Genomic DNA, 25,379 nt, shown 5'->3' on the forward strand with positions numbered 1-25,379 from the left:
GTAATCTTTTTTTGGAGATAAAAACATGGATCAGGTGTACGATATAGCAATTATTGGTGGAGGCATCAATGGGTGCGGATGTGCAGCTGATGCCGCATTAAGAGGTTTGTCCGTCATATTGTTTGAACAGGATGATTTAGCCTCAAAAACCTCTTCCAGTAGCACAAAACTCATCCATGGGGGGCTTCGATATTTAGAGCATTATGAGTTTAAGCTAGTAAAAAAAGCCTTAGAAGAACGACATACCCTTTTAAACGTTGCTCCACATATTGTTCATGATCAATCCTTCGTCCTGCCCTATCAAAAGCATATGAGGCCCGCTTGGCTTTTACGTTTAGGTTTATTCTTTTATGATCATCTAAGCCGTTTAAATCACTTACCTAAATCGAGATCCATACGAAGAGGCATTACAAACAATTATTTTAATCCACTAAAGGATAATTTTAATCGTGGCTTTCTGTTTTATGACGGTTCAACGGATGACTCTCGATTAACGATTCTCAATGCAATTCAAGCTAAGAATCATGGAGCTCATATCAAATCACGTGAAAAGGTAATTCAAGCAGATGTCATTGACCACATTTGGCATCTTAGTGTAAAACCACAAATCGGTGCAGGTTATACAGTCCGGGCTAAAAGTCTCATTAATGCTGCTGGCCCATGGGTGCAATCGATAGCAAAACTATCAAATACTGCAGTACATCAAGAAATTAGCTTGATCAAAGGGAGCCATATTGTAGTTCCTAAATTATATGAAGGTAAACAGGCATATTTTTTACAAAATGCCGATAATCGGGTTGTCTTTGTTATACCGTATCATGGGTTTCATATGATAGGAACTACCGAAGTGAGATTTTATGGAGATGCAAATCACTTAGAAATTAGCCAAGAAGAAATGGATTATCTAACCGATTTGGTGAACACCTATTTTAACATAAACATTGGTAAAGAGGATATTGTCTATTCATGGAGTGGTGTACGACCTCTGATTGCTAACCAAAGTAAGGATGCGGGCGCTCTTAGTCGAGACTACGTTTATGAACTAGCACTCGAACCCGCTCCAGTGCTCACTATCTTTGGTGGAAAAATAACCACTTACCGCCAGCTCGCTGAGGAATCCATTAATAAACTTGCCCCGCTCTTTTCCAACATGAAGCCATGTTTAACCAAACACACCCCTCTTCCAGGAGCTACCTATCTTGACATGACTTTTACAACCTACATGGCTTATGCAAAGAATAAATACCACTGGCTAAACCCAGAGCTATTAAATAGATATTTGAACAGTTATGGTTGTTATACTGAGGTTTTTTTATCCCAATGCAATAGCGAAAAAGACATGGGCAAAAAATACGGTGATTCCTTGTACCAGGTAGAGGTTGATTACCTAGTTCTAGAGGAATGGGCAGTTGAAGCCAATGACGTATTATTTCGTAGAACTAAACTTGGATTGACCATGGACGACACCAGCAAAAAAGAACTGGCAGAGTATCTAAAGTCCAGATCTAGTGTTCCTGTTCAAGTTGAGCCCGTATTTCACTGACATCAGCATCAAGAGATTGTTGAGCTAACTCTCTCAGGGTAGATTCTGGTATGCTGCCAGCATCTGAATAAATTGCGATACTGTCTTTAAATACCATTAAATGAGGTATAGACCTAATTTCAAAAAAATCCGCTAATTCCTTTTGCTCCTCAATATTTACTTTAACAAATTTTATACTTGGAAATTCATCTGAGACCTTCTCATACGCTTTTGAGAATTGTTTGCACGGAGCACACCATGCGGCCCAAAAATCTATAAACACAATTTCATTTTCACTAATTAAAGTTTCAAAATCGTTGCTTCTTATAGTTTCGCTCGGCATGATAATCCCTCATGGTCTAGAACAGTTAGTATTTTATCAAATATTTGCTCTACAGTACCAACACCTTCAATGGTATGAAATCGAGGAGCATTTTCATCTCCAGTTTGTTCCCAATCTTTGTAATACTTCACTAATGGAGCTGTTTGGGTATGATACACTTGCAAGCGCTTACGTATCGTTTCTTCTTTGTCATCTTCTCGTTGAATTAATGGCTCGCCCGTTTCGTCATCAATTCCAGCATTGACGGGTGGGTGGTTCACTACATGATAAACTCTTCCAGAGGGTTGATGAATTCGACGGCCGCTGATGCGTTTTATAATTTCTTCATCATCAACAGCTATTTCAATAACATGATCGAGGTGAATCCTGGCATTTTTCATGGCATCAGCCTGAACTAAGGTTCTAGGAAATCCATCAAATAAAAAGCCATTTTTACAATCAGGCTGCTTTAATCGCTCTTCAACTAAGCCAATAATGATCTTATCTGAAACAAGTCCACCTGCGTCCATAATTGCTTTTGCACTTAAGCCTAATTCAGAACCTTGTGCAATGGCAGCACGTAACATGTCTCCAGTTGAAATTTGAGGAATCTTATATCGTTCAATTAAAAGTGAGGCTTGAGTACCTTTACCAGCACCAGGTCCACCTAACAGCATCAATCGCATCCAAAACTCCTTACGTAGGCCATCATTCTCTAAAACACGCTAATTGATAGGCTTAATTATATCACAGACATTAATATTAATGATCTTTATATTAAAAACAATAGAGCTAAATACAATATAATCTCAGTAAGTTTTTGAAAGCGTATAATAGTTACAACTTTAGTTGAAATAGTAGTTAGCACAAACGACGATTACCTGATTGTTTTTTTGATTGTATTTCGGAAACACAATCCAAAACCTCTTTGGGAGCCGTATCAGCGATTGTACCATCCTTTTTCATCCATCCCAGATTTATGCAGGCTTGCCTACTGCGATTTTTCGACTCCATGGCATGCTCTACAATTTCCGACAAACTCATCTGTTGTTTGCTGTCTTCTGTGATGGTCGTTTTTCTCCATGAACCGAAAGGAGCTTGTCTATCAAGCGCCAATAATCTAGCATGCTCCCTAAAAAATTGCTGTTGATAACTCTCATTAACTGTAGCAGGCTTTATTTCAGTTAATTGTTGTTTAAACTGTGTGACAGGGCAAGGCATTTTTTCATCCACTTTCCGAATAGGACTTAACACTTGAGAGTTTGTTAACCCATGAAACTCGATTCCAGATTGTCGATTTAAAATGCGCTCTTGGATCTCAGAATTATTGATAATAGCATCAAGCTCAGACAAAGAATCAAATGAACTAAAGCTCGCATGAACTGTAACCTTACCCTCTGGCATGCCTCTACTAGTAGGAAGTACACTTACATCAGCTGTAATTCCCATTTTCGCCATAATGTCATGAAACCTCTGGCCACCACTCGTATAATTCTCTGCATCTATAATTGCCACGCATTTAACCCCTTCCTCATCACTAGTCCATACAATTCCCATTTTTTCTGTAAGCATCTCAGCTATTTTTTGATTTCTAACTTGTATATCTGCCTTAACTTGGTTGCAATTTAGGCCTCCATCGTACAATGAAGGATCTGTCTCAAACCTACTTAATAACCCAAGTAACTCTACAGTACCGGTATACTCAGCTCTAATAGTTGACGGTTGACCACGCATTTGAGGAACAACCTCTACCTTTCTAGGTTTAGGGTTAATATCCGCAAATAAATGATCAAATTCGAGGTTATCCTGGTCATCTTGATATTTATATCTGCTGTCGTAACTAACACCATAATCACCCACAACCCATTCATGTCCTGTTTTCTTTTGAAGCATTAGAGCAATACGATCTTGCAATTCAATTCTAGATTTCACGACGTTGCCCCCCCAACTACTTCAAAGCATATATGAGTAATTTTAGCACATATGGAAATGTTTTATTTCTACGGGGGGAGGGATTTAGGGATTAGAATCACATCACTTTAAAACCACATCCGTCTCGATTTTAAGGGTTGATTGCAAGAATTCAATTGCATCGAGTAAAGTTGTGACTTGGCTTTGACTTTACGTGCCACAGAAATTAACCAAGGTTTTTGCAGATAGGTTTTACGCTGATAGCCACCAATACCTTCGTGATACGCCAAATACAAGGAATAGGCGTCTGAGCGAGGAATTCCTGCTTTAATATTGGCTTGATTAGCATACCAACCGATGAAATCTACTCCATCACCAAAATCATCTCTAGATGACCAAAACCATCCATTCATCTTCTTATACTGATTCCAAGTTGAGTGCAAGGCTTGTGTATACCCATAAGCCGTGGAAGGACGTTTCCAAGGAATAATTCCTAATAATTTGGTACGGGGTGGTCGTGCTTTTGCATCAAATTTCGATTCTTGATGAATTATAGCCATTTGGACAGGAACAGGGACTCGCCAACGACGTTCAACATCTTTAGAATCACTATACCACTTAGGGTATTGTTTAAAAACATTGCAAATATTATTCACATCAGCTGGAGGTTTACTCACACAAGCAGTAAGAAGGATCAGCATTGGAAAGAGTAGAATTAATTTTAACTTCATGATTTTATTATATAAAATTAATTAGGTGCTTCGATTTATCGGATTTTAGCAAATTCAATTGGTTTAATCTATTTATTCTTAATGAATGAAGGGAGTTAACGCTAAAGCCAGGGACGGACCCCAGCGGGGTCCGTCCCTGAGGAATCGACTCATTTTTTAAATGGGACATTTATACCAAAGGCCGGGTGTTTCGCCTAATGGCGCTGCCTTAAGAGGTGTCTTTAGGTTCTTCTATACGGCCCGCAACGGTCCGCTTGCTGACGCGCGCAGCTCGGTTTCTTCTTTGCTGTCTGAATCAAATCCTAGTCACGGCAGGGATTGAACCGAGCCGCGCGCGTCAGCAAGTGGATACGAAACTAACCGCTTTCACGAATTCCCATGCTTAAGGCAGCGCCATTAGGAGAAGCGCCGGACCTTCGCTTACTGACCATCAGAGAAGAGATTAGTTGGGGCAGTATAATAGGAGTTGATTCCTCAGGGTCAGTCCCCATTTCATTCATCCCATCAACTCAGTCTCCACGCTGCTAATTACATCTTGTATAGACCATGTTAAACTGTTCTTTTAATTAAACATTTATTTACCGATGACTATTCTAGTATTCGATATAGAAACAATTCCTGATGTCGATTCGGGAAGAAAATTATACAATCTTGGTGATTTAAACGATCATGACACGGCGCTAGCCATGAGTGCAATTCGCCGTGAAAAGACAGGGAATGATTTTTTGCCTCATTATTTACAAAAAATCTGTGCCATATCCTTGGTTCTTAGCCATGGATCTCAGATCAAAGTTTGGTCATTAGGCGATGAAAAATCAGACGAAAAAGAGTTAATCACTCGATTTTATTCTGGTATTGATAAGCACACACCAACACTAGTCAGTTGGAATGGAAGTGGTTTTGATTTACCTGTCTTGCATTATCGCTCCATGCTGCATTCTATAAGTGCTCCTATCTATTGGGAAGTTGGGGATAATCAACAGAACTTCAAATGGAATAATTACTTGAGCCGCTTTCATTACCGGCACATGGATTTAATGGACATTCTTGCTGGCTATCAAAACAAAGCCTTTGCACCTCTCGATGACATTTCTTCTATGCTCGGATTTCCCGGAAAAATGGGAATGAGTGGTTCAAAAGTATGGGATCAATACCAAGCGGGGCAACTCAAAGAAATTAGAGATTACTGTGAAACTGACGTGCTAAATACTTACTGTGTATTTTTACGTTTTGAACTCATTCGGGGAAATCTAAATCAAGAGGAATATTTGCACCAAATAGAGCAATTGAAGTGCTATTTAGAATCTGAAAGCGATAAGAAACATTTGCAGGAGTTTAGGCAACGTATTCAATAACTATTGTATGGGGAACAATAAATCCTTTATTGGTTCTTCTTTTAAATAAGCTGTGAAAATTACTATCATATCTATAATTAAGATCATATACTGATAGACCTTTGTCAATAAATTTCAACGGCTTTAGCGATGTCCGAACCACTGATACCTATTACACGACGACAAGCAGTATTATTCGCTGTTTTTTTAGTCTTTTATGAATTCCTAACCTACATCGCAAACGACATGATCATGCCTGGAATGATCAATGTTGTTAAGTCATTTAATGCTCCTGAAACAATGGTTGCAACGTCATTAACGGTCTATATTTTAGGTGGAGCTAGTCTGCAAATTATTCTTGGGCCTTTGTCTGACTCCTATGGTCGACGTCCTATGATGTTATTGGGTTCAAGCTTGTTTCTTGTATTTACGCTGTTCATTGCCTGTTCCAATTCTATGGAGCAGTTTTTGCTTGCACGATTTTTTCAAGGAATGGGCCTATGTTTTATTGGAGTAATAGGGTATGCCACCATACAAGAAATTTTTGAGGAAATGGATGCTGTACGCCTTATCGCTATCATGGCCAACGCTGCAATTCTCGCCCCCCTCCTCGGACCCCTTATTGGTGCAGTTATCATCCATTTTGCAACATGGCGACTAATATTTATCATGATTGCAGGGCTTGCTGTTCTGGCTTTGTGGGGCCTATGGCGATTTATGCCTGAACCCATCGGCCAATTAAAAAAGGATGGTCAAATCATTGTAAAAGCAAACTTTTCTGCGAAAGCCATGTTTGCTAACTACAAAGCATTACTCACTAACCCTAAATTTTGTTTCAGTGCGCTTGCTACTGGCTTTGTAGGTATTCCATGTATATCCTGGATTGCAATTTCCCCAATTCTCTTAATTGCAGAATCCAAGTTGAGTGTAATCGATTATGCACTGTGGCAACTTCCAGTATTTGGAGCAACTATATTGGGCAATTGGTTTCTGCACAAATTGACCTATAAATACAAACTAGAGCAAATCATTTGCTTGGGAAGTATTCTTATCCTAGCTGGGCTAGTTTTGACTGCATTACTGCCCTATTTATACGGTAATCACTATCAATTAATCCTACCCGGAGTAATCTTGTATTTCTTTGCGCTCAGTATCTTGAATGCTCCTTTAAATAGATACTGCCTATTTGTAACTTCAGTTAGTAAAGGCACTGCTTCTGCTGTTGTTAGTTTAAGCGTTATGATTATTGGCGCATTGGGCATTGAGGTGGCTAATGTTTTTTATAAATTGCATAATAATTTACATTTAGCACTGTATTGGAATTGCGTGGCAGTGATAACGCTTTTATTGATAGGTCTTACCTTTTTGGTGAAAAGGAAAGTGAATTAACCCTCCGCTCCCTTACGGTCGAGGCTCGAATTAAGATTGTGCTAACCGAGCCGCGACCGTAAGGGAGCGGAAATTCTGCACTACTTCCGTTTAGCCGGATGAGATTCTTTAAGTACAAATGCAGAGATAATCAGACTCGCGAGAAAACACAAAGGCATCACTAATAATGCAGTTTGATAACTTGCTACGGTATAAACATGCACACCATTTTCTATTCGCCATGTGCCTGTTTGCTGCAATATATAACCCACTAAAGGTTGAAATACAGCACCACCAATTAATACTGAAAGGTTATTAAACCCTGAAGCTGTCCCTACAAGCTCAGGAGTATTATTTTCTTTGACAACAGCAAAACTAACGGTTTGCCCACCAGCTCCTAAGCCAAGTACGAATAACACCGCATAAGCCATGTAATAGGATAGGCTATTCATGTATAGGATCATTAAAGTTGCCACTAAACCTAATACGGCACTGAACATCAGTGCAATTCGTCGGCTTTCTAACCTATCACTCACCCATCCCAGAAGCGGACTTCCTATTCCAATTCCGAGCCAAATCATGCTGCATAAGCCAGAAGCCGCTACAACACTAATCTGATATTTTTCTTGTAAAAACGGCACGCCCCATAAAGCAGCAAATACAGCGATAGGTGTCCAAATTGCAAAAGCATACCCACCAATAATCCAGGTATAACTATGTTTACACACAGCAACCAGACGCTTCCATTCGTCTCGTAGATAATGATCGGGTATAGACTGGGTCTGTTGATGTGGGAAATCTCGAATAAACACCCAAAACAAAATCGCTAGTACAAAACCAATGGCTGATAACAAAAAGCTTGCGTTTCTCCAGCCAACTAAATCAATAAAGGCAGCAAGGGGCATTTCACCAAACATTGCACCAACAGAACTCATAAGTTGAGCTACACCAGCTAAAATTGCAAAATAATAGGGTGGAAACCATCGAGAAATCAGTACTAGAACTCCAATAAAGGAGAATGCTGAACCAACGCCAATCATGAATCTACCTATACAAGCGGTTAATACACTATCCGTAGAAGCAAAAAAAGCAGATCCAAATGCACATAAGGCTATTGCGAAAGTCATTAACTTTCTAGGTCCATAACGATCAAACAATACACCCGCTGGTAACTGAGTTGGAGCATAAGCATAAAAATAGAAAGCAGATATAACCCCAAATCCTTGACCAGTAACGCCAAATGTTTTCATCATAGATTCAGCCATCACACTAGGTGCTACCTGTAAAATAAATTCATACAAATAGAATGATGCTGCTAGAAAAAAAATAAAATAGGACGTTGAAAGCGATACGCCCACCTTGCCTGATGATGAACCATTGTAATGTGCGGTCAATTTTATATCACTCTAGATAAAAGTTATAAATTAAACCCTATTGGGATTTGGTTTGTCAATATTCTTTTAGTATAGGATAGATTGCACCTAAAAGATTTGGCCTATTTGATCCAGTAATTCTTGTTAAATCAATTGGGTTTTGATTCATGGTTTGAGCGGCTAACCATGCAAACATCATTGCTTCTAAATAGTCAGGGCTTATGCCTATATTCTCTACGCTTTTGATAGAAATTTCTGGTAATAAACGTCTTAAAGTTGAGTTTAGATGAGTATTATGTGTGCCCCCTCCACATAGCAAGACCGTTTTCACTTGCTTAGCTTCCTCACGAATTGCATCTGCTATAGCTTTAGCTGTAAGCATTGCTAATGTAGCTTGGACATCCACGGCACTATACTCTTTACGCACATACTCTTCTAGCCAAATGAGCGAGTAATATTCTTTCCCTATACTTTTAGGTGATTGCATTAAGAAAAAAGGATCCTGTAGCAAATCATCTAATAAGGGCTGAATTATCTTACCTTGACTAGCCCAGTCACCATTTTTATCAAAAGCTTGCTTCTTATGTTTCGCAATCCAGGCATCCATTAAGCAATTACCAGGTCCTACATCCCAACCTTTAACTGAACCATTGGGTTCAATAAACGTAATATTTGAAATACCACCTATATTAACAAGTGCCACATTCTCATGCTTATTCTTAAGTAGTTCCGCGTGATAAACAGGCGCAAAAGGAGCACCCTGCCCACCATGAACAATATCCCTGGTTCTAAAATCAGCTATCACTGTAATCCCTGTTAATGAAGAAATGGTATGTGGACATCCTAATTGTAAGGTGTAGGGTATTGATGCATCTGCATCATGACATACAGTTTGACCATGGCTTCCTATTGCTGTAATTTCTCGGTATTTAAGCCCCACCTCTTGCAATAATGAATGAACAGCCGCCGCAAATTCCCTACCAATTTCAGTATTGAGTTGGCAAATTGATGGTAAGCTGGTCACTTGTTTTTCACTTAATTCTTTTAAACGTTGCTTTACATGAATGCTGTATTGTTGAGTAATTCCGTGCACTAAGCGGTTAGAAGGAAGCTCCACCAGAGCAGCATCAATTCCATCCATGCTTGTTCCAGACATTAAGCCTATGTATAGGGACATTGTTAGATCTTGATTAAGAGTGATGAACAAATGGTACTAGAACTTAGGATGGTTAACAATATTGTGTGCATTATCAATAAAAGGCCCTCTGAACCTGGTTCGATTTTGTCGCAATGGCGATAATGAACTGGGTGTCCGCTTGATCAACTCACTTATGGTCACGGCTAAGTTGGTGCTATTTACCACTGAACCGCGACCGTAAGGGAGCAGGTATGATAATTGATTCATCATCATTTATCCTAACTCAACTCGAAAGCAGTTCGCGAAGTTCTGGGTTGTCACCTTAGCCACGGTTTCAAAATCTATCCCCCTGAGCTCTGCAATACACAATGCAACCTCTTTAACTAATGCTGGATGATTTTGCTTCCCTCTAAAAGGTACAGGCGCTAAATAGGGAGAATCTGTTTCAATGAGTATTCGATCAAGAGGGATTTTCTTAGCCACCTCTTGCAGTGACTTTGCATTTTTAAAAGTGACAATTCCTGAAAATGAGATGTAAAAATTTAATTCAATAGCTCGCTGTGCGATGTCTAAATCTTCTGCAAAACAATGCATAACGCCACCTATTTGCTTTGCATTTTCTTTTTCCATCAGTAACAAAGTATCTTCTGCTGCTTGCCGAGTGTGAATAATTAATGGTTTCGATGTCTCTATGGATGCTTTAATATGTTCGCGAAAGCGATCTCTTTGTTGCTCTTTTATTTCTTCTGACTCTGCTCGATAGTAGTCTAGACCTGTTTCCCCAATGGCTATACAGGCAGGATTTTTAGCTAAATCACATAGTATCTCCGCTGTAACACGTGTATCCATTTCCGTGTTTGGATGCACTCCAACTGAAATGCTAATGTTTTTATACTCAAGGGCTAGTTGCTCTAACTGAGGGTAGTCAGTCAACTCAACGCACACTGATAGAAAATGACCAACTCCATTGTCTCTAGCTCGCTTTATCACTTGAGATAAATCATGATTAAAGTCAGTTAAATCAATGAAATTTAAATGGCAATGCGAATCAACTATCATAAAACGTCCTAAATGGTGTCTGTCAGCTGTGTTGATTTTAACATGCCAGCTAAATAGGTTTCTATTTTATTGCATAAGTTACGACTCGATTCTCCAAGAAATTGTACTCCAATCCCTGGTGGTTTATTTCCTTGAGCACCTTTTGGAGTGATCCATACCACTTTTCCACTGACTAGATAGGGTTCAGGTTCATTCACTAAATTGACTGACAGATCAACCATTTGGCCTAGAGGATAAACTTGATTCGTACGAATAAATAAACCACCACCTTTTATAAATGGCATGTACGACATATACAACGAAGCTTCATTTGGAAATGAACAATTGATAAGCAGTGACTTTTCAGTCATACAATCTCCTATACTGCATTCATCCTGTTTTAAGATTACAAGTAAATTGAACTTAAAACATTGTCATCACAACTAGACTAATCTTTCATAGACTAGAAATATCTTTATCATTTGGTAATCAACCTATTCATTATGTTTATTATAGGCCTGATGAAATAGAAAATAATATCTCTTCCATCACTAAAGTATGATTCATATTGATATTATGGCTTAATTTTTTATTAATGCTATTAATTTTATCAATTTGCTCAAATACAACCAATGGATTTAATAGAACAAATAATCTATTGATTTGTTCACAGGCAAAACCATTGTATTCCACCTTGAATAAATACATGTACTGGAGTTGGGAATAGATAAGATACAAAAACCATAAAAAATTGGCTAGATCATACTGACTCCATTCAGACACTAACTGACAAGGATGTATTTCGCATTGCAACAAACGGATAAGCCCCTCTAAAATTTGCTCTGCATTTTCCATTAATATTGTTTTATCCACATCGGTATATTGGCTTGCATCCAATAATTGCTCTGCCGACCACTCTTTTGAATTTGAAAACTGGGTGAGCTGACAACGACTCACAATCGTAGGCAATAGACTCCCAATTTGTTTAGATAAAAGAATAAATATTGTTTTTTCTGATGGCTCTTCCAAAATTTTTAATAACGCATTAGATGAAGATTCATTCATGGTTTCAGCCCCATCAATGACAATCACTTTATGGGTTGATCGTTGTGGAGACAAATACACTGAACTTTGTAAACTGCGAATTTGATCTATCTTAATCGCTGAGCCAGTTTTTTCTGGCTTTACCCACTCCATGTCCGGATGCTCACAATCCTCTATCATTTTACAGTCAATGCAAGTTAGACAAGGTTGGGCCGTTTTCAATTTACAAAATAAATGGTATAGGACTTTTTTAACGTAGTGCTCCAGAGGGATATGCGGCGATCCAACAAACAACATGGCTTGAGGGATTCTGTTCTTGTCAAATGCGTTCTGAATCGCTTGCCACTGTTCCATTTTAACACTCATAGTTGCTCTATGTATTGCGTTATAGCCTTTTCTACGCTCAGTTTAACCCTATCAAGTTGAGGGCTAGCATCAATTTGTATTATATCTGGAGCATTCTTTAACAAATTTTGATAAGAGTCATAAATTCGATGAAAAAAATCAATAGACTGTTGTTCAATTCTATCAAACTGTCCTCTAGTTTGAGCTCTCTGCATTCCGAGTTCGGGTGAAATATCCAGGTATATAGTGAGATCAGGTTTAAATCCTTGCAGGCAAAAATTAGAAAGTTGTTGAATCATAGCCACATCTAAACCTCGGCCCCCACCTTGATAGGCAAAAGTTGACATCTCAAAACGATCTGCAATCACCCATACCCCTTGCTTTAGTGTTGGTTTAATCACTTGTTCTAGTAATTGAATTCTAGAAACATACATCAGCAAAAGTTCACTTCGGTTATCCAGTGTGTGTTTATTTGCTGGATCTTTGATAATGCTTCGCAGGATTTCACCAATTTCTGTTCCACCTGGTTCACGTGTTGTTATGTATGGAATACCCTTTGTTGCCAAAATATCAACGATTACATTAACTGCCGTTGACTTTCCAGCACCTTCTATACCTTCAATAACAATTAACTTCCCATTAGCATTCGATGGCATTAGTGATCCTTACGTCTAAATTGGTTAATTGCTTGCTTTTGTTGTTCATAAGTCTCAGAAAACTGATGCGATCCATCGCCTTTTGCCACGTAATACAAATAATTGGAAAGTTGAGGATGTGCAGCTGCATCTATAGACTCTTTTCCAACCATTGCAATTGGCGTTGGAGGCAAGCCTCTATTCAAGTAGGAATTATAAGGCGATGGGATCAATAGATCATTATGGGTTAATTTTTTTTGATAGTCATTACCAAGTCCGTAAATCACCGTAGGATCCATTTGCAATGGCATTTTCTTTCTTAAACGGTTAATCATGACCCCAGATATTAATTTACGTTCTGCAGGAATAGAGGCTTCTTTTTCGATAATGGAGGCAGCTATTAATAGCTCATAAGGCGTTTTATACGGCAAATTATCATCTCTGGAATTCCAACAATTGTTTAAATAGGCAATCAGACTATTATGGGCTTGCAATAGGAGTTTCTCAGAACCACTTCCTCCTTGATATTGGTAAGTATCAGCAAGCAATAGACCTTCAGCATTAGAGTATTTACCCTGAACTATTGACCAAGCTTCTGGTTGATAGAACAAATAATTTGCTTTACGCAGATCTTCATCGACTTTTTTCTGAGTACTACCTTCAATAATTGCAAAGTATTGAACAATAACAGCCCCATTTACAATTTTTTCCAATAGGCTCATTGGAGTATCACCTGGTGCTATTTGATAGACCCCTGCTTTCAATCGGTGAGCTAGATCTTTATAACGAATAACCCATAATAAAGCTCTAGCTGAGGGGATTAATTGCTTGTTTTGTAAAGAATAGGCTAGTTGGTAGGCTGTTGTTGACCTATCAATTGTGATTATCGTAGGGGACGCATTCTCCGGTAACATAGAGACATAAAGCATCCGATTCACTTGCCAGAAAGAAACTGCAATACCTATAAAAAGTGTTAAAAAAATAAGCGACACTGACTTTTTATAGTTTATCCATTGCATTTAAATTCGCTTGAATATAATACTACCGTTTGTCCCACCAAAACCTAATGAATTACTAAGAACATAATTAATGGTACGCTTTTGTGGCTTATGAGGTACGTAATTTAAATCACATCCTTCATCTGGATTATCAAGATTAATTGTTGGTGGAGCAATTTGATCTCGAATTGCCAAAATGCTAAATATAGCTTCCACAGCTCCCGCAGCGCCTAAAAGATGCCCTGTCATCGATTTTGTTGAGCTTACAGCCAAATCATAGGCATGATTCTCAAATACACGCTTTATAGCTTTTGTTTCATTCAAATCATTTAAATAAGTTGATGTACCATGTGCATTAATATAATCAACGCTCTTGGGATCAATCCCAGCATCATGAATAGCGGCTTCCATTGCACGTGAAGCGCCATCAGCATCTTCATCCGGTGCAGTAATATGATAAGCATCGCCGGACATACCAAAACCTACTAATTCAGCATATATTTTTGCACCTCTAGCTTTAGCATGTTCGTATTCTTCTAAAATCAGAATTCCAGCCCCCTCACCCATAACAAAGCCATCTCTGTCTTTGTCCCAAGGTCTTGAAGCTTTTGTTGGCTCGTCATTACGTTTCGACAAGGATCGAACTGCTGAAAACCCTGCTAGGCACAGAGGTGTTGTGGTCATTTCCGAACCACCACAAACCATAACATCTGCATCACCATAGGCAATCATTCGCCCACCAATACCAATGTTGTGTGTACCAGTAGTACAAGCTGTGACAACAGAAATATTGGGGCCTTTAAGATTGTGCCTGATAGAAATCTGTCCAGCAACCATGTTAATAATGCCTGCTGGTATAAAAAATGGCGAAACCTTTCGAGGTCCGCCAGCTACTAACTTATCCTGGTTATCAGTAATCGTTTGTATACCGCCTATACCGGCACCAACTGCTACGCCAGTGCGTCGAGCTAAAGCCTCATTCATGACCAGACCTGAATCTCGAAGTGCTTCATCAGCAGCAGCAATTCCATACTGAGTAAATACATCCATTTTTCGAGCATCTTTAGCAGGCACATAGTCCTCAACGTTAAAGTTTTTTACTTTGGCCCAAATTTTAGTTGAGTATTCGCTGGGATCAAAACAGTCCACCAGCCCTACTCCACTTACTCCTGCTAAAATATTCTGCCAAGTCTCTTCAACATTAAGACCAACTGGGGTTAACATCCCCATGCCGGTTACAACAACGCGCCGCTTACTCACTTAAAGCTCCTCGAAGAAATTAAGCTTCTTCTTTATTCAAATTAGATTCAATATAATCAATCGCTTCTTGAATAGTGGTAATTTTCTCAGCTTTCTCATCAGGAATTTCGGTTTCAAATTCTTCTTCAAGAGCCATTACTAATTCCACAGTATCCAAAGAATCAGCACCTAGATCATCAACAAATGATGCATCATTTTTTAATTCTTCTTCCTTGACTCCTAATTGTTCAACAACAATTTTACGGACTCGGTCTTCAACTGTACTCATATCGTGATTTTCCTCTTTCGGTTGATTTAAATTTTAAAGCATGAAGGCTAGTTTATTAAATTATACGGAGAACGCAAGTCAATTTAATCCATATACATGCCACCATTGACGTGAATTGTTTCACCTGTAATATATTTAGCACTATCTGACGCTAAAAATGCTACAGTATCTGCAATATCTTCTGGCTGTCCTAATTTTTTCATAGGAATACGCTTTAGCATTTCTTCCTTCACCATATCGGGTAAAGCAGCAGTCATGTCTGTATCAATAAAGCCAGGCGCAACAACATTTACAGTTATACCGCGGCTGCCTATCTCTTGAGCCAATGATTTAGAAAATCCAACAACCCCTGCTTTAGCTGCCGTATAATTAACCTGACCAGAGTTACCCATCGATCCAACAACTGAGCCAATAGATATAATTCTTCCCCAGCGGGCCCTAAACATAGGTTTTAAACATGCTTTAGATAATCGATAAATGGAATTCAAATTGGTTTCAATGACCTTATACCATTCATCGTCATCCATACGTAATAATAGATTGTCAGCAGTAATCCCTGCATTATTCACTAAAATACCTGGACAATGGTCATTGTCTGATAACATCGCCATTAAATTTTCAACTTGTTCTGTACTTGTTACGTCTAGCACTATCCCTTTGCCAGCTAGTTGTTCCTTTTCAAAGTAAGCCTGGATTGCAGCAGCACCTTGTTCAGTTGTAGCCGTTCCATAAACGAATGCGCCACTCCTTGCTAACTTAGTAGCAATGGCATGACCAATTCCCCGGCTAGCACCGGTAACTAAAGCTATTTTACCTTCTAAGCTAAACATGTATCATCCTCTTAAGCCGCACTATGTATTCTATCCATAGCCTGTTCTAGACTAATGGTGTCATACACACTGATTGTCGCAATAGTTCTATCAATTCGTTTAATTAGACCACTAAGCACTTTTCCAGGACCGCATTCTATCACAAGTTCAATGGATTTTTGCTGGAGTAGCTGAATGGTTTCAACCCAACGTACAGGACTGTATAATTGCTCTTTTAATTTGTCTTTAATGTGTTGTCCTGAACTATAAATACTCAAATCAACATTACTAATTACTTCTACTGAAGGTACTTTAAAATCAACTGCATTTAGATCCTGTGCGAAAAGCTGGGCAGCCTCATTCAATAATGGACAATGGCAAGGAACACTTACAGGTATCATCATTGCCAACCTAGCACCGTCTTGCTCAGCTCGTTTAATCAGCTCTTCAACAGCTGGCTTATGTCCCGCGACTACCACTTGTCCAATTGCATTAAAATTAGCTGGCGATACTTGCATAGCATGTGTGCTTGCTTGTTGGCATAAAGTTCGAACTTGATCATCAGTCAAACCAACAATAGCGGCCATCGCTCCTTGTCCTAAAGGAATTGCATCTTGCATTAATTGACCTCTACGAGCGACTAGTTTTGCTGCTTCTGTCAGGGTTAACGCACCAACACATACCAATGCAGCATACTCACCTAGACTATGACCTGCCATTAATTGTGGCTTCGGAAAACCTTGTTGAATAAGTAAGCTATATATTGCTACGTCAGAAGTCAGCATAGCCACTTGAGTATGCTCTGTTTGATTCAGCTTTTCCTCAGGGCCATTTTGTGTTAAATGCCAAACATCGTATCCAACAGCATTAGATGCTTCTGAAAAAACATCAGAAATAATCGAATATTGCGGTATAAAATCAGATAACATACCTAAAGATTGAGATCCCTGCCCTGGGAATACAAATGCTGTTTTTGTCATACTATGATCAACCTTGTGTATTAGTTTAATATCGAATAACCATGGCGCCCCAAGTCATTCCTCCACCGAAGGACTCGATGAGTAACAACTCATCCCTTTTGATTTGATTATTTCTAATCGAATAATCTAAGGCCAAAGGGATTGAGGCCGCTGAAGTGTTACCTTGATTACCAATAGTAACGACAACCTGGGACATTGGAAGTGATAATTTTTTTGCAATTGCTTGGATAATTCTGATGTTAGCCTGATGAGGTATTAACCAATTAATGTCTGACTTACTTAGTTTGCTGATATCAAGTACTTCATCAACAATATTACCCATAATTGTTACAGCAATTTTAAATACTTCATTCCCTTTCATACCAATAGTGGCCTTTTGACCTTTGAACGAAGAATTTTCTAAAACCAATAATTTTTCTGCGTCATAAGCTGAGTGTAGAACGCTACCCATAATACCTTGTCTATCACTAGCGCTAAGCACAACAGCTCCTGCACCATCACCAAATAATACACACGTTGATCGGTCTGACCAATCAACAGCTCTTGACATGCTTTCACTACCCACAACTAAAACATGCTTAGCTGCACCATTTGCAATGTACTGTTTGGCCACATCCATAGCATAGACAAATCCGCTACAAGCAGCACCAATATCAAAGGCGGGGATAGGTTTTTTTATTTTTAATGCCTGTTGTACATGACAAGCAATGCTTGGAAAAAAGTGATCTGGAGTGCATGTTGCTACGAGAATCAAATCGATATCGTCTGCAACAATGGTTGATGCCAAAATTGCTTGCTCTGCTGCTTTACCTGCCATATAAGAGGTGGTTTCATGTTCTTGAGCTACACTGCGACTACTAATACCCGTTCTTGATACTATCCATTCATCAGTAGTATCGAGTTGAGTCTCTAAATCAACGTTTGTGACTTTATTTTCTGGTGAGTAACTACCGGTACCATTAATAACAGCATATTTCATAACAACAATCCCTGATTAATAAAATCATTTATTTGATCTCGTACCAAATCAACCACATTGTTTTGCACTTCTAGGACTGCTTGCTGAATCGCATTTTGAAAACCAAATTCATTTGCTCCGCCATGACTCTTAACGACAATGCCGTTTAAACCAAGTAAGCTAGCGCCATTGTAGCGGGAAGGATCTAAACGATTTTTTAAATGTTTTAGTGCTGGAGTAGCTAAAAGACCTGATATTTTTGTGAAGAAATTTCGGCTAAATGCCTCTTTAAGTACGCTTAACAATAATTTAGCTAAGCCTTCACTAGCTTTTAACGCCACATTACCGACAAATCCATCGCAAACCACTAAATCCACATCACCTAGATAAAAGCAATCGCCCTCAACATAGCCTACATAATTCATAACTGTGCACTCTGCAAGCATATGTGCAGTACGTTTTACCTGATCATTCCCTTTGATTTCTTCGACACCTATATTTAGCAGACCAATTTTAGGCTTCTGTTTTCCTTCAACAGCTTGAATCAAGGCCGATCCCATTACTGCAAATTGAAATAAATGCTCTGCACAGGAGTCTACGTTAGCTCCAAGATCAATCACTCTAGTTTTTCCGTTAATTGTCGGTAGAGCTGATATAATCGCTGGTCTATCAATTCCTGGTAGTGTTTTTAATACATAGCGCGCAGTAGCCATTAGAGCACCTGTGTTACCCGCACTTACACAAGCTTGGGCACGCCCTTCCTTCACCAAGTTTATTGCAACACGCATTGATGAATCTTTCTTATTGCGCAAGGCATGCGATGGCAACTCATCCATTGTCACTACTTCTGATGCATGGATGATTGTAAATTGAGATGACGTAGAAACACCTTGTTTTTTTAACATGGCATTAATTTTATCTTGAACACCAACTAACAATAGTTTTAAGTTGGCATTTTGTTTTGCCGCTCGAACGCAAGCAGGAATCACGACTTCAAGTCCATGATCCCCACCCATGGCATCAATTGCTATGGTTATGTTTTTCAAGAATATTACTCTTGTTCGTATGCAGTTTCAGTATCAATAATTTTTTTACCTCTGTAGTAACCATCTGGAGTCATATGATGACGACGATGAGTTTCCCCTGTAGTTGGGTCTACAGATAATGTAGGTTTAGTTAAAGAGTCATGTGAACGTCGCATATCGCGTCGTGAACGTGATTTCTTATTTTGTTGAACAGCCATTTTGTATTACTCCTAAGCAAATCGCATTTATAGGGCGGGAATATTACCGATATTTTGTCTTCAATCCAAGTATTAAATGCATAAAATATCAATAAGTTTAAGTTTTCCCGATTAGCATTTTATTCACGACTTCATCACAGTCTTGAACATTCGAATGCATTTGTGGGGCATACAAATGCAACTCGTCAATAATTAACTCTTTCAAATCCACATGCCAGTTGGATGAAACAATACATTCATACAGACTTAATAATTGCTCCGCCCTCTCATCACTGCGGCAAACCGCTATGATTGTTGCATTATCATAGCACACTGGGAACTCTTGCAAACAACGTTGGCAGATTCCAGTGTAGTCCCCTTTCACTTGCAAGTGAATTAAATAGTAATCATCCTTTGATTCAATATGAAATAGTGCTTTAAGCTGACACACCGGTTTAACAAAGATTGGCAAGCGCTGATCCAAATCGAATACTTGCTCTTGTTGTCCGTGCTTTGACAGCTCTTGCAGATGAATCATAAAGCATTTCCAAAATATAATATTATCTTACAATATGAAGAAATTCACAACTTATTGTGCTTTCTATCCGAATCATTGGATAAAAGAGGATAACGAAATGAGAGTTTTCCCGTATTAACTTTGTTACTACGGGCTACGGAAGTACAAAACGGGCAACATCGCTCTGGTTGTTTAGGCTTGAAACGGAAACGGACTACATTGTTGTCTGCCTCCCATGTATTGAAAGCTTGGGATTTACACCAAACGACACCCCTCTGGTCGTTTGCCCCAACATTGCTGCTATTTCACAATGAATATGCGATAATATTTGGTATTAAAGTATTAGAAGTTAAATAATGAATGCAAAAGTTATTGTCGGTATGTCCGGCGGAGTAGATTCCTCTGTTGCAGCTTGGTTGTTAAAAGAGCAAGGGTACCGTGTAGAAGGCTTGTTTATGAAAAATTGGGAACAAGACGATACTGACTCGTTTTGTCCTGCTGCACAAGATTTAGCAGATGCCCAAGCGGTTTGTAACCAACTAGACATTCCATTGCATTCCATTAACTTTTCGGAACAATATTGGGACCGTGTCTTCGCTTATTTTTTACACGAATATGAAATGGGTCGTACACCAAATCCGGATGTTTTATGCAATAAGGAAATTAAATTTAATGCATTTCTCAACCACGCTCTGAAAATGGGAGCTGATTATATTGCAACAGGTCATTATGCAAAAAATAAAATAGAAGGTTCTATCGGTCACTTACTCAAAGCCAAAGACAAAGACAAAGATCAGACTTACTTTTTACATGCAGTAGAACCTAGAGCCCTTGCTAAAACCTTGTTTCCCGTTGGTGATTATACAAAACCACAAATAAGAGAATTTGCAAAAAACCTCGGGCTAGTAACTCATGCAAAAAAGGATTCAACCGGTATTTGCTTCATTGGTGAAAAACGATTTAAGACGTTTCTAAATGAATTTATTCTTGCTAAACCAGGTGAAATTCAGAGTACCGAAGGAAAGCTTATCGGTAAACATGATGGTCTCATGTTTTATACTTTGGGCCAACGTCAAGGCTTAGGGATTGGAGGTATGAAAAACTCTTCTGATGAACCCTGGTATGTTGTGGACAAAGATGTAAACAACAATATTCTTTACGTTGCACAAGGAAGTAACCATCCTATGCTTTTCGCACAAGGTCTCATATGTGGTCCTATCCATTGGTTAGCAGAGTATCAAGATCAACTCCCATTGACCTGCTATGCAAAAACCAGATACCGACAACCCGATCAAGGTTGCATGATTTCCCCTCCTGATAATGGGCGGCATTACGTGATGTTTTCAATACCCCAGCGTGCTATTACTCCAGGACAGTTCATTGTGTTCTATGAAAAAAATCGCTGTTTGGGAGGTGCTACAATTGAAGAAATTATTCGATAGTACAACGCTTTTTAATCTTCCCCTCTCTTTTGCTCCTTATCTACGTTTAGCCAATGAATAATGGTATACTATAAGTATAAAGATAAGCTGAGGTTAACATGACTGCAATTAACGCATCACCTAATGAAACTGATATTTACTTTTCTGTCAGTGCAGCAGATAAGGTTGCTGAGTTGATCAAAGAGGAAAATAACGATAACTTAAATTTACGAGTGTCAATCACTGGTGGTGGTTGCTCAGGATTTCAATATGGCTTTAGTTTCGACGAAGAAATTAATGAAGATGATACTATTGTTACTCAGAAATGCTCAGATGGGCGATCAAGCGTAAAACTTCTTGTTGATTCTATGAGTTATCAATATTTGCACGATGCAGAAATTGATTACGTCCAAGGAATCCAAGGTGAGCAATTCGTTATTCGCAACCCTAATGCTAAAACGACTTGTGGCTGTGGATCTTCCTTTAGCATTGACGACGAAGACATGTAATTTAAAAACAACTAGACAACTATTGTATTAAACATCAATTCAACAGTTGTCCAGATTTTTACGGATGTACTGCTAGGTATCTTCTAATAGGATTTGATAATCACCTTTGTTCCAATAGTGATAAAATTCTGACTTAGCCATTTTGCATCACTAGGTCTGACCCTTACACAACCATGACTGGCATTGTAATTGGGGACATCATAAGAACCATGAATTGCATACAATTTACTAAAAAACATGCAATAAGGCATGGGTGATCCGCCCCTTCCTACAGGGTACCGACTTGAACGACAGCCAGCTCCTCCCTTACTGATGACTGTAAATACTCCTGATGGTGTTTTACAGGATCTACCTACATCTTTGCAATAATGCTTCCCACCGGATCCTCGGCCCGTTTTAATAACCTTACCGTTTGCATTAATCGCTTTCCAGGTGAGCGTATTAGGGTTAAAAATAAACACATTTCCTGCAGCAAATCCACAGTTAACAATTGAGAAGGATAAAAGCAGTAGTATTATTTGGTATACACGTCGTGTAAAATAATTGGACTGTTCCATGATGTTCCCTTTTTCTTTCCATCGCCCTTTTATTTTAGTTTATATTTTGATCATTTCAAGCATTTTTTAATCATTAATACGTTAAAATGCAGTAACTTTTCCTTTAAAAACAAAATTCTGACTAATGAAAAGGCAAATTTATTTTTTTTGTCCTACTATTAAAATGAGACAAAAAAATAAGGATAAATCATCATGTCTAGGAAACTACTAATAGCTGGTTTAATTTTAGGCAGTTCATTGCTACCAGCCGCTTATGCTGAAGATACATCAGCTTCTTCAAATGAGATGGCAAAGGATGCCTGGTTAAATCTCATGATGCCGATGTTGCCAGATCTTATATGCAAAGGATTCATGCAAGACGCTGAACTGAAACAACGCTTTGACGAGCTTAAATTAACTTTTGAACAATGCGTAACATTGATCCCTGAAAGCAGTAATAAATGCAAGGATGAGTTGTATGCGAGTATTCCTGATAAGGTGAATAGCGAATCAGCATCAACTTGGGGGAAATCACTGGGTGAATGCATCGGGAAAGACTTTGCTGAAAAACATCTAATCCCTAAAAATGAGTAATAAAATAAGATAGGATGCTATCTTAATATCCTTATTGTGCATCGCTACATGTAGGGCTTAAGAATAAGACTTACATGTAGCGTAGCTCATTATTTCCAGAACTAATTTTTAAGTTATCGGATATTCTACAGAGATAGTTACTGAGCTGAACCACGTCCTGATTGGTAAATCCTTTTAATACCTCCTTATTCAGTTGTTTAGCACTTTGATCTAAATTAAATTGCAGGTTTTGTGCCTTAGCTGTAAGGTAAATATTCATGCTTCTTCGATCAGATGGGCTTGGATTTCTGGTAATTAAACCATCTCTTTCCATTCTATCTAGTGTTCTTACCAATGTAGGCTGTTCTACATCGATTAATTGAACGAGTTCGCTTTGCATTAACCCATCTTGATTATACAACTCCATAAGAATGAAGGTATAGGCATGATTTAACCCTAAGGGTTTTATGATCTCATTGGCTCTTTTAACGAGCAATCGATTGGTCCTTTTAAGGAGGGTTGATAAGTACATTTGAACTCCTATTTACATAGCTTGCTATATAATATCAAGCTATGTTATTATGCGCAAGTTGTATTAGGAGCATTCAATGAAAAAGTTAACGATGTATCAAGTTGACGCTTTTGCGTCAGATATATTCAAAGGAAATCCTGCAGCGGTTTGCCCCTTGGATAAATGGCTAAGTGATGAACAGATGCTATCTATTGCCAAAGAAAACAACTTATCAGAGACAGCATTCGTTGTGTCTGAAAACGATGGATTTCGCATTAGGTGGTTCACTCCAAATGAAGAGATAGCACTTTGCGGACATGCAACACTTGCCACAGCTCATGTTCTTTTCGATCAGATGAGATATTCTAGTAACGAAATTAAGTTTTATAGTCAAAGCGGTGAGCTAAACGTAAGAAAGCTAGAAAAAACATTAATCATGGACTTTCCAGCCCTGAGCTATACTCCCATAGAGTCAATGAATAGCTTCGAGTCGTTAAATCTTAAAATGCCTGTAAAAGTGTTCAAAAGCTCCTTTGACCTGCTGTTCGTCTATGACAGTGAGCTGGATGTTATAAATGCAGAACCCGATCTTAGAGCCGTTGCCAAATTGGATTATCGGGGATTGATTTTAACCGCTCCAGGATCAAAATCAGATGTATTTTCTCGATGCTTTTATCCTGGTTGTGATGTACCAGAAGATCCAGTGACAGGTTCAGCTCATTGCGTGCTAGCACCGTATTGGTGTGAACGTTTTGGAAAAAACCGAATTAAGGCCAAACAAGGTGGTCGTCGTCAGGGTGATCTCATTTGTGCAGTCAACGGGAATAGAGTCTTACTGGAAGGAAGCTGCCATTTATACTTGAAAGGCACCATTTATCTCCCTTGATTACCGACTTCTTACATGACCATGCCTACTCTTCAGTATGGTCATCGCTCCAATAATTTTTCCCGGACTTTTTAGTTAATAATTGTATGAACTCTCTATGAAGCCGAATCTCTTCATGATCAGCCTGAATGACCACAGGATTTTTTATATTCAATGCAACAATTTCCTGTTTTTTCTTTTTACCCTGGCCTGACATTGTATCAGCTTCAATAAATAGACTACTCTGACCGCCTGTCATTGCTAGATAAACAAAAGCTAGGATTTCAGCGTCTAATAAAGCGCCGTGTAAATCTCTGTTAAAGTGATCTATGTCATAGCGCTTGCATAAGGCATCTAAGCTATTTCTCTGTCCAGGATGTTTATCTCTGGCCAAAGCCAAGGTATCAATGATTCTGCAATAATCTTCAATTTGCCTGTTCCACTTAACATGCCGTAGCTCTGAGTTGAGAAATCCCAAATCGAATGCTGCATTATGTATGATGAGCTCTGCGCCCTCGATAAACTGCAAAAACTCCGAAACGACATCCGCAAACAGCGGCTTATCCTTTAGAAATTCAGTACTTATCCCATGGACTCTGAAGGCACCATCATCTACTTTTCGTTCAGGGTTAAGATAGACATGATAGTGCTTACCAGTAATTTTACGGTCAATCAATTCAACACAACCGATTTCGATCACACGATGCCCCTGCTCAGGACCAATACCTGTAGTTTCAGTATCAAGAATAACTTGTCTCATGGTAACTCTTCAATTCCACGGTTTGCTAATGCATCAACCAAGTCGTTTTCCAAATGACCCGAATGCCCTTTTACCCAATGCCAATGTATAGTGTGAGTCGATGCCAACTTATCCAAGGATTGCCAAAGTTCCGCATTTTTTACTGGTTCCTTTTTAGAGTTTTTCCAGCCATTATGCTTCCAGTTTGCCAACCATTGCATCATCCCTTGCCTTAAATACTGAGAATCAGTATATAAATCAACCTCGCAAGGACGCTTCAGTGCCTCAAGTGCTTTAATTGCTGCTAATAACTCCATGCGATTGTTCGTAGTATGCGCTTCTCCACCATGTAAGGTTTTTTCAGTGTCCTTGTATCTAAGCAAAGCCCCCCATCCACCTGGACCAGGATTTCCTTTACATGCGCCATCTGTGTAAATTTCTACTTTCATAAG

At 38.9% G+C, this 25,379-nt stretch carries 30 protein-coding genes; 7 read left to right on the forward strand and 23 right to left on the reverse strand.

Going from position 1 to position 25,379, the window contains the following annotated elements; translation table 11 throughout:
* Positions 1 to 25: 25 nt before the first annotated feature.
* Positions 26 to 1,543 carry a glycerol-3-phosphate dehydrogenase gene (glpD, locus tag Lwal_RS03780; RefSeq protein ID WP_058479586.1) on the forward strand — a complete coding sequence of 506 codons (1,518 nt, stop codon included), beginning with the start codon at positions 26 to 28 and terminating at the stop codon, positions 1,541 to 1,543.
* Here glpD and Lwal_RS03785 read toward each other — a convergent pair.
* From Lwal_RS03785 to Lwal_RS03800, 4 genes are all read right to left on the reverse strand, one after another.
* A complete protein-coding gene (locus tag Lwal_RS03785) occupies positions 1,506 to 1,865 on the reverse strand; it encodes a thioredoxin family protein (RefSeq protein WP_058479587.1) in 360 nt (119 codons plus the stop codon). The two genes, glpD and Lwal_RS03785, sit on opposite strands and share 38 nt — an antisense overlap.
* Positions 1,847 to 2,530 carry an adenylate kinase gene (gene adk / locus Lwal_RS03790; RefSeq protein ID WP_058479588.1) on the reverse strand — a complete coding sequence of 228 codons (684 nt, stop codon included), beginning with the start codon at positions 2,528 to 2,530 and terminating at the stop codon, positions 1,847 to 1,849. Before adk ends, Lwal_RS03785 begins: the two co-directional genes overlap by 19 nt.
* 175 nt (positions 2,531 to 2,705) lie before the next feature.
* Positions 2,706 to 3,776 (reverse strand): hypothetical protein, encoded by a 1,071-nt coding sequence (locus Lwal_RS03795; RefSeq protein ID WP_058479589.1) that lies wholly within the window; start codon positions 3,774 to 3,776, stop codon positions 2,706 to 2,708.
* Between the two features lie 107 nt (positions 3,777 to 3,883).
* Positions 3,884 to 4,486 (reverse strand): transglycosylase SLT domain-containing protein, encoded by a 603-nt coding sequence (locus Lwal_RS03800; protein ID WP_058479590.1) that lies wholly within the window; start codon positions 4,484 to 4,486, stop codon positions 3,884 to 3,886.
* A gap of 584 nt (positions 4,487 to 5,070) precedes the next feature.
* Between Lwal_RS03800 and Lwal_RS03805 the strand changes: the two genes are divergently transcribed.
* The gene (locus tag Lwal_RS03805) at positions 5,071 to 5,841 is read left to right on the forward strand and encodes a 3'-5' exonuclease (RefSeq protein ID WP_058479591.1); all 771 of its coding nucleotides are present in this window, start codon (positions 5,071 to 5,073) and stop codon (positions 5,839 to 5,841) included.
* 129 nt (positions 5,842 to 5,970) lie between these two features.
* On the forward strand, positions 5,971 to 7,209 hold the full coding sequence (locus Lwal_RS03810; protein ID WP_058479592.1) for an MFS transporter: 1,239 nt from the start codon (positions 5,971 to 5,973) through the stop codon (positions 7,207 to 7,209).
* 80 nt (positions 7,210 to 7,289) lie between these two features.
* Here Lwal_RS03810 and Lwal_RS03815 read toward each other — a convergent pair whose 3' ends face one another.
* The 15 genes from Lwal_RS03815 to Lwal_RS03885 all read right to left on the reverse strand — a co-directional run bounded on the left by Lwal_RS03815 (position 7,290) and on the right by Lwal_RS03885 (position 19,794).
* On the reverse strand, positions 7,290 to 8,582 hold the full coding sequence (locus tag Lwal_RS03815) for an MFS transporter (RefSeq protein ID WP_058479593.1): 1,293 nt from the start codon (positions 8,580 to 8,582) through the stop codon (positions 7,290 to 7,292).
* A 55-nt stretch (positions 8,583 to 8,637) separates the two neighbouring features.
* A complete protein-coding gene (locus tag Lwal_RS03820) occupies positions 8,638 to 9,738 on the reverse strand; it encodes an anhydro-N-acetylmuramic acid kinase (protein WP_058479594.1) in 1,101 nt (366 codons plus the stop codon).
* 234 nt (positions 9,739 to 9,972) lie between these two features.
* On the reverse strand, positions 9,973 to 10,758 hold the full coding sequence (locus Lwal_RS03825; RefSeq protein ID WP_058479595.1) for a TatD family hydrolase: 786 nt from the start codon (positions 10,756 to 10,758) through the stop codon (positions 9,973 to 9,975).
* Between the two features lie 8 nt (positions 10,759 to 10,766).
* Entirely contained in the window at positions 10,767 to 11,108 is a 342-nt protein-coding gene (locus tag Lwal_RS03830) for a PilZ domain-containing protein (protein WP_058479596.1), read from the reverse strand.
* 139 nt (positions 11,109 to 11,247) lie between these two features.
* Positions 11,248 to 12,147 carry a DNA polymerase III subunit delta' gene (locus Lwal_RS03835; RefSeq protein WP_058479597.1) on the reverse strand — a complete coding sequence of 300 codons (900 nt, stop codon included), beginning with the start codon at positions 12,145 to 12,147 and terminating at the stop codon, positions 11,248 to 11,250.
* Positions 12,144 to 12,782, reverse strand: coding sequence for a dTMP kinase (gene tmk, locus Lwal_RS03840; RefSeq protein WP_058479598.1), 639 nt, complete (start codon positions 12,780 to 12,782; stop codon positions 12,144 to 12,146). The genes Lwal_RS03835 and tmk overlap by 4 nt, the downstream gene beginning before the upstream one ends.
* Positions 12,782 to 13,780, reverse strand: a complete 999-nt coding sequence (gene mltG / locus Lwal_RS03845) for an endolytic transglycosylase MltG (protein WP_058479599.1) — start codon at positions 13,778 to 13,780, stop codon at positions 12,782 to 12,784. The genes tmk and mltG overlap by 1 nt, the downstream gene beginning before the upstream one ends.
* On the reverse strand, positions 13,781 to 15,019 hold the full coding sequence (fabF, locus tag Lwal_RS03850; protein WP_058479600.1) for a beta-ketoacyl-ACP synthase II: 1,239 nt from the start codon (positions 15,017 to 15,019) through the stop codon (positions 13,781 to 13,783). It lies immediately after the preceding gene.
* Between the two features lie 19 nt (positions 15,020 to 15,038).
* Positions 15,039 to 15,287, reverse strand: a complete 249-nt coding sequence (gene acpP, locus Lwal_RS03855) for an acyl carrier protein (protein WP_018576556.1) — start codon at positions 15,285 to 15,287, stop codon at positions 15,039 to 15,041.
* Between the two features lie 83 nt (positions 15,288 to 15,370).
* Positions 15,371 to 16,117: a 3-oxoacyl-ACP reductase FabG gene (fabG, locus tag Lwal_RS03860; protein WP_058479601.1), complete on the reverse strand. Its 747-nt coding sequence runs from the start codon at positions 16,115 to 16,117 to the stop codon at positions 15,371 to 15,373.
* An 11-nt stretch (positions 16,118 to 16,128) separates the two neighbouring features.
* On the reverse strand, positions 16,129 to 17,076 hold the full coding sequence (fabD, locus tag Lwal_RS03865; protein ID WP_058479602.1) for an ACP S-malonyltransferase: 948 nt from the start codon (positions 17,074 to 17,076) through the stop codon (positions 16,129 to 16,131).
* 25 nt (positions 17,077 to 17,101) lie between these two features.
* On the reverse strand, positions 17,102 to 18,055 hold the full coding sequence (locus Lwal_RS03870) for a beta-ketoacyl-ACP synthase III (protein WP_058479603.1): 954 nt from the start codon (positions 18,053 to 18,055) through the stop codon (positions 17,102 to 17,104).
* Positions 18,052 to 19,080: a phosphate acyltransferase PlsX gene (gene plsX, locus Lwal_RS03875; RefSeq protein WP_058479604.1), complete on the reverse strand. Its 1,029-nt coding sequence runs from the start codon at positions 19,078 to 19,080 to the stop codon at positions 18,052 to 18,054. Before plsX ends, Lwal_RS03870 begins: the two co-directional genes overlap by 4 nt.
* 5 nt (positions 19,081 to 19,085) lie before the next feature.
* Positions 19,086 to 19,277: a 50S ribosomal protein L32 gene (gene rpmF, locus Lwal_RS03880; RefSeq protein WP_058479605.1), complete on the reverse strand. Its 192-nt coding sequence runs from the start codon at positions 19,275 to 19,277 to the stop codon at positions 19,086 to 19,088.
* Between the two features lie 97 nt (positions 19,278 to 19,374).
* Entirely contained in the window at positions 19,375 to 19,794 is a 420-nt protein-coding gene (locus tag Lwal_RS03885) for a YceD family protein (RefSeq protein WP_058479606.1), read from the reverse strand.
* Between the two features lie 335 nt (positions 19,795 to 20,129).
* On the opposite strand from Lwal_RS03885, the gene mnmA reads away from it, so the two are divergent.
* Together mnmA and erpA are read left to right on the forward strand one after the other, a co-directional pair.
* Positions 20,130 to 21,215 (forward strand): tRNA 2-thiouridine(34) synthase MnmA, encoded by a 1,086-nt coding sequence (mnmA, locus tag Lwal_RS03890; protein WP_058479607.1) that lies wholly within the window; start codon positions 20,130 to 20,132, stop codon positions 21,213 to 21,215.
* A gap of 98 nt (positions 21,216 to 21,313) precedes the next feature.
* Positions 21,314 to 21,703: an iron-sulfur cluster insertion protein ErpA gene (gene erpA, locus Lwal_RS03895; RefSeq protein ID WP_058479608.1), complete on the forward strand. Its 390-nt coding sequence runs from the start codon at positions 21,314 to 21,316 to the stop codon at positions 21,701 to 21,703.
* An 83-nt stretch (positions 21,704 to 21,786) separates the two neighbouring features.
* Here the strand turns inward: erpA and Lwal_RS03900 are convergent, their stop codons facing one another.
* Positions 21,787 to 22,260, reverse strand: a complete 474-nt coding sequence (locus Lwal_RS03900; protein ID WP_058479609.1) for a L,D-transpeptidase — start codon at positions 22,258 to 22,260, stop codon at positions 21,787 to 21,789.
* A 192-nt stretch (positions 22,261 to 22,452) separates the two neighbouring features.
* On the opposite strand from Lwal_RS03900, the gene Lwal_RS03905 reads away from it, so the two are divergent.
* Positions 22,453 to 22,833 carry a hypothetical protein gene (locus Lwal_RS03905; protein WP_058479610.1) on the forward strand — a complete coding sequence of 127 codons (381 nt, stop codon included), beginning with the start codon at positions 22,453 to 22,455 and terminating at the stop codon, positions 22,831 to 22,833.
* Between the two features lie 70 nt (positions 22,834 to 22,903).
* Here Lwal_RS03905 and Lwal_RS03910 read toward each other — a convergent pair whose 3' ends face one another.
* On the reverse strand, positions 22,904 to 23,344 hold the full coding sequence (locus Lwal_RS03910) for a MarR family winged helix-turn-helix transcriptional regulator (RefSeq protein WP_058479611.1): 441 nt from the start codon (positions 23,342 to 23,344) through the stop codon (positions 22,904 to 22,906).
* A 76-nt stretch (positions 23,345 to 23,420) separates the two neighbouring features.
* On the opposite strand from Lwal_RS03910, the gene Lwal_RS03915 reads away from it, so the two are divergent.
* Positions 23,421 to 24,209 carry a PhzF family phenazine biosynthesis protein gene (locus tag Lwal_RS03915; protein ID WP_058479612.1) on the forward strand — a complete coding sequence of 263 codons (789 nt, stop codon included), beginning with the start codon at positions 23,421 to 23,423 and terminating at the stop codon, positions 24,207 to 24,209.
* A gap of 25 nt (positions 24,210 to 24,234) precedes the next feature.
* On the opposite strand, the gene dnaQ is transcribed toward Lwal_RS03915, so the two are convergent.
* Positions 24,235 to 24,948 carry a DNA polymerase III subunit epsilon gene (gene dnaQ / locus Lwal_RS03920; protein WP_058479613.1) on the reverse strand — a complete coding sequence of 238 codons (714 nt, stop codon included), beginning with the start codon at positions 24,946 to 24,948 and terminating at the stop codon, positions 24,235 to 24,237.
* Positions 24,945 to 25,376 carry a ribonuclease HI gene (rnhA, locus tag Lwal_RS03925; RefSeq protein ID WP_058479614.1) on the reverse strand — a complete coding sequence of 144 codons (432 nt, stop codon included), beginning with the start codon at positions 25,374 to 25,376 and terminating at the stop codon, positions 24,945 to 24,947. Before rnhA ends, dnaQ begins: the two co-directional genes overlap by 4 nt.
* Positions 25,377 to 25,379: the final 3 nt, after the last annotated feature.

Origin of the sequence: Legionella waltersii (genome assembly GCF_001468085.1) — a bacterium.
Classification (GTDB): domain Bacteria; phylum Pseudomonadota; class Gammaproteobacteria; order Legionellales; family Legionellaceae; genus Legionella; species Legionella waltersii.